This is a genomic window from Paenibacillus amylolyticus (assembly GCF_036894225.1).
In the GTDB taxonomy this organism is placed as follows: domain Bacteria; phylum Bacillota; class Bacilli; order Paenibacillales; family Paenibacillaceae; genus Paenibacillus; species Paenibacillus amylolyticus.
This window is the reverse complement of sequence record NZ_CP145892.1, coordinates 1914153-1928603: the sequence shown is the minus strand read 5'-3', so window position 1 is coordinate 1928603 and position 14451 is coordinate 1914153. Positions and strand designations below refer to the sequence as shown.

Genomic DNA, 14451 nt, shown 5'->3' with positions numbered 1-14451 from the left:
TTACCTCCCCAGTGGAATATTATTCTTCGTCGTCTGTTTCAACGCAGATGTAATAATCTGTTGCTGTTCCATACTATGCACAAGCTGATAACCGCTGGAAGGACTTGCGTGTTCCGGGCGACCTTCGTATCTAACGGTTGTGCCTTCCGGGGCAACTTCACGAAGACGAGGCTCCATGTATGTCCAGGCACCCATGTTTTTGTTTTCTTCCTGTACCCATACCAGTTCTTTTACATTGCTGAAACGTGCGAGTATGCGTTTGATCTCTTCTGCCGGGAACGGATATAGCTGTTCCACTCGAATGATGTGAAGCCATGACCAATCAGCTTTATCTTTTTCAAAAGCATCTTCCAAGTCAATGGCAATCTTGCCACTGCACAAAATAATGCGCTCTACGCGATCCGGCTGTGTACCCAGTCCGGCTTGCTCCAGCACAAGCTCAAACTTGCCTTCACTGAATTCGACTGCCGGTGAAGCAACACGCGGATTCCGAATGAGACTTTTCGGTGACATCATCACAAGTGGACGAGCATCTTCCGTTTCAGTCAAGGAAGCTTGACGACGCAACAAGTGGAAGTACTGAGAAGCACTCGACAAGTTGGCAACCGTCATGTTGTCTTCTGCACAAAGCTGAAGGAAGCGTTCAAGACGAGCACTTGTATGCTCAGGTCCCTGACCCTCATTCGCATGTGGAAGCAACATGACCAGACTGGATTTCTGAGACCACTTGGCACGACCCGCTGATACAAACTGATCAAAGATAACCTGTGCACAGTTGGCAAAGTCACCGAATTGAGCTTCCCAGATGACCAGTGTATCGGGTGAATATACGTTATATCCGTATTCGAATCCAACAACGGATTCTTCAGACAACGGACTGTTATAGATTGCAAAGGATGCTCTTGCCTGTGGCAAGTGATGTAATGGGCAGAACTTTGCTCCATTCTCCGAATCATGCAACACCAGATTCCGATGAGCGAATGTAGCACGCTCGGCATCCTGTCCACTAATCCGAATTGGCTTGCCATCTGCCAGAATGGTTGCAAATGCGAGTGTCTCCGCAAGGCTCCAATCCACTTTTTCCCCTTCGTTCAGGGAAGTGCTCCGGCGTTGCAAAATTCGCTGTAACTTCGGATACACATTGAAGTTCTCAGGCCATTTCAGCAGATCGGCGTTAATGCTGCGAAGATTCTCAAGCGGTACCGCAGTCGGAGTAATCGTAACAGCCTCCGGCTCACTGATTTTCCGCTGATAATATTCATGTACTTCATTTTTCTTCATCTGGTCATAAGCTTCTTTTAATTTGTTCGTTACTCCATCGCGAATGCTCGTAATGGATGCATCATCGATAATCGATTCCTCTTTCAACTGATCCTGATACAAGTGGCTTACCGTTGGATGATTTTTCACCTTGTCATAAACGATAGGTTGAGTTGTTTCGGGATCATCGGTTTCGTTATGGCCGTAGCGACGGTAACCGATCAAGTCGATCAGGAAATCCTTTTTGAAACGATTGCGATACTCGGCTGCCATACGAATGGCTGCAATACAAGCATCCGGATTGTCCGCATTCACGTGTACAATCGGAATTTCGTACCCTTTAGCAAGGTCACTTGCGTAGTAAGTTGAACGGGAATCACTGCTATCTGTAGTGAAACCCAGACGATTATTGACGATAATATGGATGGTTCCGCCATTCTGATATCCTGGCAGAGCTTTGAAGTTAAGCGTCTCTGCAACGATCCCTTCTCCAGGGAATGCTGCATCACCGTGCATCAAAATGGTAGCTGCCTTCGTCACGTCTTGCTTCGGATATCCAGGGTCACGACGGTCATCCTGAGCCGCACGAGCAAACCCTTGTACAACCGGATTAACGTATTCCAGATGGCTCGGGTTATTCGCCAGAGTAAGGCGTGCCTGCACAGTTTCCCCGTCTTTCACAAAACGGTTGGCACCCATATGATATTTGACATCCCCCGTCCAACCGTAGTTGATTCCAGTCGAACCTTCCGATGGAACCAAATCTTTGTTCGGAGCATGATGAAATTCAGAGAAAATTTTGCTGTACGGTTTGCCCAAAACATGAGCCAGTACATTTAACCGTCCACGGTGGGCCATCCCCATCAGAATGTGGCTTGATCCGGCTTCTGCCATGATGCGAACAGCTTCATCCAGCATCGGCACAAGCACATCGTTACCTTCGATGGAGAAACGTTTCTGCCCAACAAATGTTTTGTGAAGATAATCTTCAAATTGCTCGACTTCAACCAAACGTTCCAGCAAAGCCTTACGTTCTTTCGGCGTAAGTGGAGCCGGTGATGTCCGAGATTCCGCACGACGATTCAGCCACTCACGCTCTTGAACTTCGTGCACATGACTGAATTCGTATGCCATGGGTCCAGTGTATATCTGACGCAAACGTTGGATTGCATCCCATCCGGTTGCTGTCTGCCCATCTGCACCTTCCCAGATCAGGGAAGCAGGCAAAGCTTTCAGATCTTCTTCGTTTAATTCAAAATGCTGAGGTTCCAGCAAAGATGTGTCTGTATCTTCACTGATTCCAAGCGGATCTATATCTGCAGCAAGATGACCATAGGTGCGGATGTTCCATACCAGTTTACCCGCTGTAACCGCTTTCTGTAATAGTTGAATGTCTACGCTTCCGGAAGCCGATTGGGCGTTGCCGGAATTCAAGGTTGTGCGTGCATCCCTGCCAGACATCGGCGGTGCACCCCATTGTTCAAATAGTTCACGATAAGCCGGTGTAACCGAACCAGGGTCTTGAGTGAATAATTCATATTGTTCCTGTACGTATCCCATATTGGGGCCATAGTAACTTTCCCAGGGCTTCTTGTTGCCTTCCACGATCGTCATCGACGTTCCCTCCGTCTTGATTTAGTCATAAGTTTTTGACGGAAATCATTGACTAAGCCGTAATTTGCGTTCGTTCAACATTTTAAGCGAAATTTTTCATGAAGTCCAATAATCGTGCTGTTGGTGGTAGTAACGTTAGTCCGACGCTCCCGTCAAGGTTTGTCTGCGTTTTCAAAATCAAAGTAAAACAATGATTGTATATACCGTCGCACAGATGTCGAATACTGTCCTGATCCGTTCGAAGGTTACACTTTCTCCACTTCTTCAAGTGAAGTCCATGTTCTACTATCTATTCTATAAACTTTTACGCTCAGGAGCATTTCCTATTTTTAGTTCAATTGATGCATAAATTAGATGAATCGAATAAATCGATCAATTTGGGTAGAACAACGAACGCTTAATTACAACAAAATAGGCATACGATCTCCCATTTTACCTCCTTAATTGAATTGTGGTCCATTATGTGCAAAAACAAACCGTCAAGTTAAACATTAACCATTTGACGTCACATTCAACAAATAATTGGGGTTTTCTTCAGGAGACCCACAGCAAAAAGCTGGCCCAGACATAAATTATCCGAGCAGCTTCTTTGGATTCAGCAAATTTCACCCCAGCAAATACTTCCTATTTCTTTTCATCCTCTGTAACAGCATCCAGATCTATGGCCATACGGATCATATCCACACAGCGGATACCATCCTCTATAATCTCTTCCTCATAATGCCTCACAAAGAAGTCACGATCAACCCCGATAATGCGGAAACCGCAACGTTGGTATAACTTCAATTGATGAAAGCTGGAGTTGCCCGTCCCAATCTCGAGAATTCGGCATCCCAATCTACGTGCAGCTTCCATCGCTTCCTTAATCATGTGTTTGCCTACACCTTGTCCCTGCAGTTCTTCCTGTACGGCAATATTAACAATCTCCGCAGTCTCTGGACGAGTCTTCAACAATACGAACTCCCCAACCATCTCTCCTTCGTACTCGGCAATAAAACAAACACCCCGACTCAGGTATTCATCCACAATTGCTTTTGAAGGATCAGCCATCAACAAAAGTTCGTAGGGTCTCTCTTCTTCCCAGTCCAAAATCCGGAACGACAATTTCATGCCAATCTCCACCTTTTCATCGTACAATATTCATTTACGTTCTGTTTGCAGAAGCCTATGTATGGCAAATCTACAAATATATCATTCTTCATTTCAACAAACTAGTTTACTCAATCTATTAATCACACACTATTACCCACAGACTAGTCATCTCCTATAAAAATAGTAAACTTCATTATATCATAATATTTGGATATAAATATATAGATATGGATGATACATTATGAGGCATTATTTTTTATCCTAACCCAAGCTTAAATGCTCATGGATTAATTTCCATTCCCCATCAAGCGTCGCCGCAATGTATCCTTGCAGGGCATGCTGGTATCCCATGATTTTTCCTCCTTCTGACCTTTTAACTTATCAGGTCCCACTCTGTTCAAGTACCGAATCGCTATACACCATAAATGTCTCTTGCAACGTACGTCCGGATGACTTCTCCCAGATCACACTCCGCTCAAAAGTGCCTTTTTGGAAAAAACGCGGGAAACGTTCAGCAAACCAATCCTGCATAGGCAGCTCAAAAACCCGCTTCATAGGCACCCATAACAGTTCGCCTTCGGGCGGATCTTGCAATAACTGACCCTCGAATGAAGTCGCCAAATAGTTAAATACCATGTACCGCAATCCTTGTTCGGGATCACAGAACTCATCAAGCCCTTTATACGTAATTTCATTAACTACTAGCCCCGTCTCCTCCAGAACCTCCCGCACGGCGCCATCCACGATACTCTCCGGAAAGTCTACCTTCCCCCCAGGAGCGATGTATCCCGGAAATCCTTTGCGATCCGGCCGATTCATTAGCAACACTTGATCATTCATTTTGTCCCATACCATACACATCGTTAATATTTCTATTCTAGTATCCATATTCGTCCTCCTGCTAACGTGCGCTTCTCTGCTGTACACTAACATTTCTGGGAATAACCTGTGTTTTCCTTCTTTATTCCCACTCTGATTCATTCGTATTTTCACCGGTCTCACAGTATAGTCTATGATGATATATATGCATACGAAAGGCGGACGCCCTGTACACCTGTACATCAGAAGCCCGCCTGTTTTGTGATATTCTATGCTGCTCTTTCCTCAAGTCTGGAGTTTCCAGTCCTCAGTTCAATTCCGTAATCAACACCCGGCGTTCCTTCCATTCAGCCCGGCGATAAGCCTGTTGCATACCAAATTTGCGGATACTTGCCTTTGGCACCGATTTATAAGGCAAAACGATCGTAAAGTCCTCATCAAACGGGAAAAAAGACAGGCCTACTTTTTCATTGGATAACCACTCTGCCTGAATCGGTTGTCTGGAACAGGCATCAAATGTACAACTGAGCCCTTCTGCAAAAAAATCATAACGCGCAGCAGGTGTTCCAGGTTCCTCCATACAGAGAAACAGACTGAGCTGATCACAGAAAAGCATGATCTCCACATCACTTTGCAGCCTCTGTTTCAGTGCTTCAGCATCACCACCAAGCTGTTTCTCCCAATCCAGCTGACGTTCGTGTTCTTGTTGCAGATAATCTCGGATGTCATCATCATCCTGAGCATTGGCCCCCAGATTTTTCTGAAACAGTTCCGTATACATCAAGCTACACAACAATCCGGCGTAGAGGTTTTTCTGACGAACTTCTTCAATCCCTTTATGGTAGAATACAAAACGCGGACGCAATGGAAAGTCACGAAACGAATACGGTGATTGACTGTAATCATTCCAGAACGGAGATGAATCCAGTTCAATCCAACCACGGTCATGTTCCTTGGCCGCTAGAATCAATTCATCCCGATGCGCAGCATCGGCTAATAATTCATTTTTCCAGTGGGAAGCCATCTCTCCGGCTACTAATCCATGCTCATGCTGTGCGGTCAAAACAAAATCATGTTCTCTCTCATATACGATCATGTGCTGTCACCCTTCCGCATGGTATACGTTGACTTTAACATAAATTGGGTTAAACTTTCCTAGTAAGTTGTTTTTCGCTCCTTTTTGACGAAAGGCATTATGAAAGGCACAATGTAAAGGTGTTGTCAGTTTCCTGAAATTTGATACACTAAAGGTTGTGTCCACAATTATATTACATACAGAAAGCGGGATCTCATGAATTTATACTCTCCTTACATCGAGTTTAACCGCAAGGAATGGGCTGAACTTAAAGAACATCAGACCACTCTTCCACTGACGGAAGCCGAATTAGAACAGTTAAAGGGATTGAATGAAGAGGTATCGATTCAAGAAGTCGAAGATATATACTTGCCTCTTACCCACTTTATTGACCTATATGCAAGAGTTTCACGAGAGCTGAATCAACTGACGGCCTCCTTTATGAAAAAAGAAGCCCTCCCCACCCCCTACATCATTGGAATCGGGGGTAGTGTTGCCGTGGGCAAAAGTACAGCGGCCCGCTTGCTACAGGCACTGCTCGCCAGAGGTAAGAATAGCCCGAAGGTTGACCTTGTCACAACCGACGGTTTCTTATATCCCAATGCGGTGCTGCAAGAGAAGGGTATCATGAACCGCAAGGGATTCCCGGAAAGTTATGATATCAAATCCCTGATTCAGTTCATGGGTGATGTGAAATCAGGCAAGCCCGAAGTGAAAGCACCCGTCTACTCTCACCTCGCCTACGATGTCATTCAAGGAGAAGAGAAGCAGATCTGTCAACCGGATATTCTCATTATTGAAGGTATCAATGTACTTCAGATCAAAAAGGAAACGCCTTTGCTGGTCAGTGATTTCTTCGATTTTTCCATCTACATTGATGCGGAAGAAGAGCATATACGACACTGGTACGTTGAGCGTTTCAAGCTACTCCGCAATACAGCGTTTCAGAACACGGATTCCTTTTTCCATCAACGATTCGCCAATATTGATGAAGAAGAAACCGTGCGTACGGCCAACCAGATCTGGCAGGACATCAATGCCAAAAACCTGCATGAAAACATTTTGCCAACCAAAGGACGTGCCAGACTGATTCTGAAAAAGGAAGCCGACCACTCCATTGGGCAGATTCAATTGCGCAAACTGTAGACAACACTCGTGCAGTACACCTTGATGTTATATCTAATTACCCTTAAAAGGAGAGAAAAACACATTGCAAACCCTGATTATACTCGGCAGTATTATGATGTTCCTGGCTGTTGCTTTGGGTGCTTTTGGCGCACACGCGCTCAAGCGCAAACTATCGGCTGACATGATCAAAATCTATGAAACCGGTGTTCAATATCACCTCATCCACGGACTGGGCATCATCCTGATCGGACTGCTGGCAGACCGTCTTGAATCCTCTTCACTCGTCATGCTTGCCGGGTGGCTGATGTTCGCCGGAATCATCCTGTTCTCTGGCAGCCTGTACGTTTTAAGTGTAACGGGTGTTCGCAGATTGGGAGCCATTACCCCACTTGGCGGAGTCGCATTTTTGGCTGGATGGGTTATGATCATGATTGCTGCATTGTAATATGCTCCGTGGATAAACGAAAAGAGTGTTCTGGCTGATATAATATCGCTGGAGCACTCTTTTACTGTTTAATCTGTCCAAATTCTTCGAATGGTGGACAACCCTGCATCTGGTCGTTGTCGCTCCAGCACATACACATCTGGGTTAGACAGTTTGCTCCACTCTTCATAACCAAAGGATGGTTCATACTCACGAATAAGCAGTGATAACAAGTTTCCATGTGTAACCACGGCCCCATGCTGTTCCGGTCTGCTCCACAACTCTTCCAGTAGTGCCAGCCCCCTTGCAGCCGCGTTTCTCGAAGATTCCCCGCCTTCTTCCACCCAATCCACATCATCATATGTACGTTTCAATACATCCATCCAGTTAGGCAGATCAAGAGAGCTAAGTACCCTCTCCTGGAGACGTTCATCCGTATGTATATGTTGCAGCGTTGCTATGCCCAGTGGCATAGCCGTTTGAACGGCCCTTTTCCATGGACTGGAGACAATATACGTTATGGAGTGATGAGCCAAGATATCTGCAAGTTTTTCAGCCTGCCTGATCCCTTCATCTGTAAGCTCTGCATGGGGTTCCTGCCCTGTGGCCTTGGCGTGACGGATAAGATAAATGGACTGCATAGCTATCACCTCCTATGGTGTAACCTACTTCGAGTTCATCTCAAGATATTGAAGTGCACTGTACATCTTCTCCTGCTCTTCCGGTCGGCCTGATGAACTGAGGAAAGTGACTTGTTTCCCTGTTCTGTCTCCATGTTGAGCCACCAGTCCAAGCCGCTGCTTCAGATGGTTCACTGTACCTGTACTGCCATCAATAATCTGTATATGATCGGGCAGAACCGTGCGCAGAATGGACGTATAGAATGGATAATGCGTGCAGCCAAGCACCACTGTGCCATACCCTTGAAGATCGAGATCTGCCAGCTTGAACCGGAAATAATCAGCGATTTTGCCCGGATCAAAATCCAGCTGTTCACACCACTCCACAAGTTCCGGCAGCGCAATGGAATCCACACTGTGGTGATCATCAACACGCGATACCAGTTCGTTATATTTGGTTTGGCTCAAGGTGAGGGCCGTGGCAAATACAAGTACTCTCTTCCCACTATCACGATTCATCTCCACGGCTGGTTTCACCGCAGGCTCCATGCCAATGATCGGGATATCGTACTTGGCGCGCAGATCCTTCACAGCCAGACTTGTTGCTGTATTACAAGCAATCACGATTGCTTGAACATCCTCCTGAACGATGGCTTCCACACAATCAAAAATATGTCCTCTAACCTCATCCGCAGACTTGGTTCCATACGGGACATGCAAGGTATCCGCATAATACAGAAATTTTTCTTCAGGAAACTGTTGTAATGCCTGATGCAAAACGGTTAAACCACCGATGCCTGAATCAAAAAAAGCAATTTTTTTATTCAAGGATTTCACCTCTATAATGTATTCTTTCGGGTTCCAAGAACCTCTCAATGCTGCTCATGCTGACTGGAGGTGAGGTTTGTACTTCCGGCTCATCACACACTACAGTGCTTGACGGCTTGCGGGAACCATTCCGGTTACGGATCGTTCTTCTGATCGCTGTTGTCTCCAAATTTTCTTAAATAACCTTATAGATGTATAAATTCGGAGACAAGGCGAACGCTATCGCTTCTTCAGAATCGATTCCGCCCCCTCCATTACTTCCGCTAAGTCAGGTACTATAGAGAAGATGAGCCATTATTCTACGCTCATTTTATACTGTCTGAGCCAGTCCTTGCCACTATGCCACGCCTCTACAGGGTTAAGCTCTCCAAGCAGTTCAGTACTTGCCTGAGCCATGATCCATTCCTTGAGACCATTATCCGGACTGGATTCGAGCTGCTGTAGCAGGAAAGGCAGTCCTGCCTCCCCCGTATTCAAGATGTCGTCGTAAGCCTCCCGGTTACCAGCAATATAATCATTCGGATTGCTGCTGGTCAGGAGGACAGGGTCGCTAACCATCTGCTGCAGGTTGCTTTCAATCGATGCTGTTAATGCTTGGTCTTCTGTCCGAATCGAACATGCTGCTACCGTCAATGCTGTGCATACGGATAACAAACCCAGAATCAGTCTTCTCCGATTCACTGTACCACTCCTTTCAACAACGAGTTAACGCAACAGATTCGACTTTCATGCTCAATCCCTCGGCCAACTACAGAACAAGTTCCCATTGTTCTTCGGTAAGCTCCTGACCTGACAACATCTGCTTGCGGACTTCCTTCACTTCAAAGCCCACAGATTGATATAATCTACGCGCGCTGATCAAAGACTCATTGGTCCACAGGATCACGGATGTGTAGTCCTTTTCTTTTGCAAAAAGAATTGCCTGTTTGATAAGCTCCCCGCCCCAGCCTGCACCACGTGCTTCCGGTTCGATCAAAAACCAGCGAAGTTGAGCCGTATTTTCATTCACCTGAGTAAGTCCTATGGAGCCGGAAGCTGTCTGATCTAACTCAACAATCCATAACATCTCCCTCGAATGATTGCCTTTAAGTCCAAACGAATTCACCGAGTTGGTGATAAATTCAGTAAAGCTATGATCATAATTATACTCGTTTCGATAAATTCGGATATGCGCTTCAATGACATACTGCAGATCCTTTTGTACGAAAGTGCGAATCATCAGACATCACAGTCCTTCCTCAAATCCACAGTTGTGATACTGAAATCCACACCGAACTGAATTAATCCGAGTTTACGGGCAACTTGCTGTGAAGCGAGATTATCCCAAGATGTACTGTAGATTGGCATGCGTCCACGCTCCTTGACATAATACTGCCAGCACTTTACCGTCTCCACTGCATATCCATGTCCTCTGTAACCGGGTGCCGTATACAGACTCGCTTCCGCCCCATGATCGGAGAGCCTCGCGGAGCAACACACTGCCACAGCAGAATCCCCAATAACATAAGCGGCAACAGGGCTTTTCTCATACAAGTAGTCTGTTAATTCAGGGAAATGCTCTGCCAGCAAATAATGCTGCTCCTGACCAATCAACTGAACCTTCTGATTCCACTCGTGAGATATCTCAGGAAAAGCATAGGCGGGTCCCATCCACACACGGTTAACTGGCTCAAAGGTTTCCACCTTGCGAATCAGTTTCGGAATATCCAACGGAAGCTCGCAATACCTACCCAACTCATTCATTAGATCCGGCGGTAACTGCTCATGGTAATAGATCAGTGAACCAGCAGAAGTCATGCCGATAAAAATGGCTGGAGCTTGCCCACCACCTGGCTCGTTAATGCTTAATAGACGCTGCTGCTCATTGATTGTATACAACGTGCTCACCTGTATTTTCAACATTTCCATAGACGACAGGTTGGATTTTGGAACCATAACTATGAAGTTAACCTTTGCAATAATCGTTTGCCTTCACTGCCTTTACCAGCTTCCTGCTGCTCCAGAAAATCGGATAATTCACGTAAATCAGCCGGTCGATATCCAGCCCCGCACCCGCAATTATGATAGGTAAAACCATGACGATACAACATCATCACTTTGGTCCATTGTTTGGTATCATTTTGCTTGGGCGCCTGGAAATCCTGTCCCATGCTGACCATAGACGTGGCACATTGCGGGCATTTATATTCAAGTTGTGCCACCACCTCAGGGCTCAGGTCATGTCTGGAAACTTGTTTAAATGATTTGCGACAAATGAAACATGCATAGATGTCTTTATATGGTCCTGACAAGGCATATCTGCACATCATCTGCACCCCCTTAATAATTTCCATTATACGGGATTTCACACACATATACGAATGGATTTTGCACATTTGCGAAAATTCAACCACTCACTCATTGACCTTAAATCGCAGCTTGTTTCCAGGCCTCACCAAGTTCCGCAATCGATGCGTACCGCTCGGACCGATCATCGCTCACTGCACGTATCACAACCTGATACAATGCTTCTCCGGCATCCCATCTGTCATAGGAACGATCTTTCTCCCCACCAAGCAACCCAAACGCCATTGCCCCCATGTTGAATACATTGGTAACCGCATCTATGGGTGCACCCAACTCAAATTCCTCAGGGGACATAAAGCGGGAAGATCCCCACATGCGCCCCATGGTATTGGTAAAAGAGCCCTTCCGATACAAGTCGATATCACAAATTTTCATAAAGTTTCTGTCAAAATCATAGATCAGACTGCCATCATACAGATCTACAGCCACATAACCTCTTCGTTCCACCTCGATATGAAAATCCAGAATCTGCTCCATTGCCCGAATGCGTGTCTCAACAGGAAGCTCTCTGAACCGATAATAGGGTGAACGCGGATCTTCATATTTGGCCGGAGGCGGAAAATACCAATGGGAGTGCAGACACTGCCCATCCACCCAATCGAATACACAGGCATACCCCTCATCCGTTGCAAAATGATCCGTTAGTCGAATCAACGTGTCATGCGCCAAATCTTCGTAAACGGAAACAGATGATTTCAGATTACGAATGGCTTCCGGGGGACTTCCCGTATGATTCGCATGAATTGTATGTGCTCCCGCATATTTAACGAACAATCGCTTTCCATCCTTTTGCACAATACCAAAAGAGAGATTCCCTGAATCCTGCTGATCGAATACGCGAAAGACCGTACCCAAGGGCTGTAACCAGTCGAAAGAATGAGACTCTTTTAAGACAAAGGAAACACCGTCGATCTCAAGTTCAAATTGATCTGTCATCGGACTCCTCCTGTGCTGGTATCTTCATTCAATGTTGAATGCTCCGTGTAAAAGTAATTCATATGCGCCTCATCATATCCCTGACCGTTGACTTCCAATGCGTTACGCTCGATGCCGAAAACTTCAAATCCATATCGCTCGTATAAACGTCGGGCTGATTCATTCGTTGTCACTACACTCAGATTAATCTGCTTGATGCCTTCCAGATGTCTTCCACGATCCAGCACCTCGCGGAGCAAGAGCGAAGCCAGCCCACTTCCCCGATATGGCGGAGCAACATAGACGCCCCAGATCATGCCTTTGTGCCTGAGCTTTAGGCCATATTCTCTTTTGAAACCCATCATTCCCGCCAAGGTTCCTTCTTCTGTGTATGCTCCCAGAATATAATCATCCGGTTCATTATGTATGCGCTCCTGCACTTCACTCATGGGGAGTTGAATGGACAACTCGAACGAAGCCCCGAAGGCTTCAGGATGTGTTTTCAGTGCTTCCAGTCGCAAAGGCCAGTAGATGTCTGCTTCATCCCGCTGAATATTGCGAATGATATAAGTCTCTTGCTTGCGATCTGCATTCATTCTTCGACCACTCCCTGCATCTCATAAGGATAATCGATCTGAAGTTTTACATTCGCTGCCGCTTCCTGTCCTGCAAGCAACCCAACAACATAAATCCCAAGGTCAATGGACGTGGCCACACCACCGGCAGTTATTACATTTCCATCTTTTACAATCCGCTTCTGAATCACCTCGGTGACATACGGCTCAAGCAAATTATATGCACGGGGATGTGTTGTTGCTTTTTTGCCGGATAAAAAACCAGCCGCACCCAGCAGCAGAGAGCCTGTGCACACCGAAACCTTCAAAGGCACAGACTCAGCCTGTTTCAGCCAACCTACAAAGGCCTCGTCATATCGAAGCTTGCGCGTTCCCATGCCTCCGGGGATAAACACGAGATCATATTCCGATAGGTCAGGCTTCACTCGATCCACCTTCAATGTTAGACCAGACTCATCCGTGACCTGGTCTGTCATGGCACAGGTTTCCCACGTCGTTCCTTTGGTAGGTTCAAAGAAATTCAACCGATTGATCACATCATAAAATCCTGCAAAATCAAGGAAAGTCAGTCCATCAAACAAAACGAATGCCATTTTCATTGGTAACCTCCGCGTTTTAATTTGGAGCATCCTGATTATGTTTCTGATTCCGATCCCGTTCCATTGCTTCCTTCACCCGGTCACGCGCTGGCAGCTTGCTATTGATATGAAAGAGCAGACCCACAATCGCAAGAAGTAAAATAATGACGATGAATTCGAATATGGCTAACCCCTCCCGTCTGCAAACTGTACAATTTTGGTTCCTGCCTAATCTCTATTTTAATCCACGGGCGATGATCCGCTCCAGCCACTTCCAGGGTAGCAGTGCTTTACCTATGATGAGCACACGCGAACCTTTTCCGAGCGCATATCGAAGTCTTGGTGCACGCATCCGTGCAATTCGGCCAATCAAATCGCCTACCTCCTGTGGATCAGGCGCTGTCTCGCTCGCATATTTGGAATAACGAAGAACCGCGTCCAGCTTATGCTTATACGGAGAGTCCTCGCTCCGGTGAATCTCACCCAAACCTTTATTCCAGATCGGTGTGCGATAAGAGCCAGGCTCAACTAATACCACCCGAACACCGAACGAAGACATCTCATGCCGCAAACTTTCCGTGAATCCTTCCACAGCGAATTTGGAGGCAGCATATGGCGCATACCCTGGAAAACCGGACAACCCACTGACGCTGGACAAATTTATAATTAACCCCTGCTTCTGTTCACGCATCACAGGCAGGACCGCCCGTGTCACGGCGATTAATCCAAACAGATTCGTTTCCATCTGGCGCCGCCAATCCTCCATCGATACTTCCTCAATGAACCCGCCCACCGCAAATCCTGCATTGTTCACCAGCATGTCGATTCGGCCATTGTTGTGAAGTGCGCTCCCCACAGCTTTCTGCACCGATTCAGCATCGGTCACGTCCAGTTGCACATATTGCAAACGATCAGCTAACCCCGCCTGTTCAGCCAGTTTCACCAATTCTTCTCTTCGACTCAGATCACGCATTGTAGCAACAACAAGGTATCCCTGCTTGGCAAGGGTGATCGCGGTAAGCATACCAAAACCACTGGAGGTACCCGTAATTAAGGCCACCGGAGCGTTAGTTCCTTCCTTCGTCTTTTTCACTACATCAGAACCTGCATTAATCCGTCCCTGTCCGGCTTCTGTTAAGTTTTCCTCTACTGTCACGGTGTGTCCTTCTTTCCTCGG

At 46.3% G+C, this 14451-nt stretch carries 16 protein-coding genes; 2 read left to right on the top strand and 14 right to left on the bottom strand.

Annotated elements, in window-relative coordinates:
- The 4 genes from V6668_RS08820 to V6668_RS08805 all read right to left on the bottom strand — a co-directional run bounded on the left by V6668_RS08820 (position 1) and on the right by V6668_RS08805 (position 5881).
- A complete protein-coding gene (locus tag V6668_RS08820; protein WP_047842236.1) occupies positions 1–2874 on the bottom strand; it encodes a 2-oxoglutarate dehydrogenase E1 component in 2874 nt (957 codons plus the stop codon).
- A gap of 624 nt (positions 2875–3498) precedes the next feature.
- A complete protein-coding gene (locus V6668_RS08815; protein ID WP_076209233.1) occupies positions 3499–3984 on the bottom strand; it encodes a GNAT family N-acetyltransferase in 486 nt (161 codons plus the stop codon).
- Between the two features lie 363 nt (positions 3985–4347).
- Positions 4348–4854 carry an 8-oxo-dGTP diphosphatase gene (locus V6668_RS08810; RefSeq protein ID WP_338708197.1) on the bottom strand — a complete coding sequence of 169 codons (507 nt, stop codon included), beginning with the start codon at positions 4852–4854 and terminating at the stop codon, positions 4348–4350.
- A gap of 238 nt (positions 4855–5092) precedes the next feature.
- Entirely contained in the window at positions 5093–5881 is a 789-nt protein-coding gene (locus V6668_RS08805; RefSeq protein WP_253506943.1) for a DUF3891 family protein, read from the bottom strand.
- A 195-nt stretch (positions 5882–6076) separates the two neighbouring features.
- Here V6668_RS08805 and coaA point away from each other — a divergent pair, with 195 nt between their 5' ends.
- Together coaA and V6668_RS08795 are read left to right on the top strand one after the other, a co-directional pair.
- The gene (coaA, locus tag V6668_RS08800; RefSeq protein ID WP_036610217.1) at positions 6077–7006 is read left to right on the top strand and encodes a type I pantothenate kinase; all 930 of its coding nucleotides are present in this window, start codon (positions 6077–6079) and stop codon (positions 7004–7006) included.
- 64 nt (positions 7007–7070) lie between these two features.
- Positions 7071–7433 (top strand): DUF423 domain-containing protein, encoded by a 363-nt coding sequence (locus V6668_RS08795; protein WP_047842233.1) that lies wholly within the window; start codon positions 7071–7073, stop codon positions 7431–7433.
- Positions 7434–7501: 68 nt separating this feature from the next.
- Here V6668_RS08795 and V6668_RS08790 read toward each other — a convergent pair whose 3' ends face one another.
- From V6668_RS08790 to V6668_RS08745, 10 genes are all read right to left on the bottom strand, one after another.
- Entirely contained in the window at positions 7502–8053 is a 552-nt protein-coding gene (locus V6668_RS08790) for a histidine phosphatase family protein (protein WP_047842232.1), read from the bottom strand.
- A 24-nt stretch (positions 8054–8077) separates the two neighbouring features.
- Positions 8078–8860, bottom strand: a complete 783-nt coding sequence (murI, locus tag V6668_RS08785; protein ID WP_338708196.1) for a glutamate racemase — start codon at positions 8858–8860, stop codon at positions 8078–8080.
- Between the two features lie 294 nt (positions 8861–9154).
- Positions 9155–9541: a hypothetical protein gene (locus V6668_RS08780; RefSeq protein ID WP_338708194.1), complete on the bottom strand. Its 387-nt coding sequence runs from the start codon at positions 9539–9541 to the stop codon at positions 9155–9157.
- Between the two features lie 67 nt (positions 9542–9608).
- Positions 9609–10079, bottom strand: coding sequence for a GNAT family N-acetyltransferase (locus V6668_RS08775; protein ID WP_338708192.1), 471 nt, complete (start codon positions 10077–10079; stop codon positions 9609–9611).
- Entirely contained in the window at positions 10079–10738 is a 660-nt protein-coding gene (locus tag V6668_RS08770; RefSeq protein ID WP_338708191.1) for a GNAT family N-acetyltransferase, read from the bottom strand. The genes V6668_RS08775 and V6668_RS08770 overlap by 1 nt, the downstream gene beginning before the upstream one ends.
- Before the next feature lie 59 nt (positions 10739–10797).
- Entirely contained in the window at positions 10798–11169 is a 372-nt protein-coding gene (locus tag V6668_RS08765) for a hypothetical protein (protein ID WP_321163442.1), read from the bottom strand.
- A 97-nt stretch (positions 11170–11266) separates the two neighbouring features.
- Positions 11267–12142, bottom strand: coding sequence for a serine/threonine protein kinase (locus V6668_RS08760; protein WP_338708188.1), 876 nt, complete (start codon positions 12140–12142; stop codon positions 11267–11269).
- Positions 12139–12717 carry a GNAT family N-acetyltransferase gene (locus V6668_RS08755; protein ID WP_076252494.1) on the bottom strand — a complete coding sequence of 193 codons (579 nt, stop codon included), beginning with the start codon at positions 12715–12717 and terminating at the stop codon, positions 12139–12141. The genes V6668_RS08760 and V6668_RS08755 overlap by 4 nt, the downstream gene beginning before the upstream one ends.
- Entirely contained in the window at positions 12714–13295 is a 582-nt protein-coding gene (locus tag V6668_RS08750; protein ID WP_017689696.1) for a DJ-1/PfpI family protein, read from the bottom strand. The genes V6668_RS08755 and V6668_RS08750 overlap by 4 nt, the downstream gene beginning before the upstream one ends.
- 214 nt (positions 13296–13509) lie before the next feature.
- Complete coding sequence (locus V6668_RS08745) at positions 13510–14430, bottom strand: SDR family oxidoreductase (protein ID WP_338708187.1); 921 nt, start codon at positions 14428–14430, stop codon at positions 13510–13512.
- Between the last annotated feature and the right edge of the window lie 21 nt (positions 14431–14451).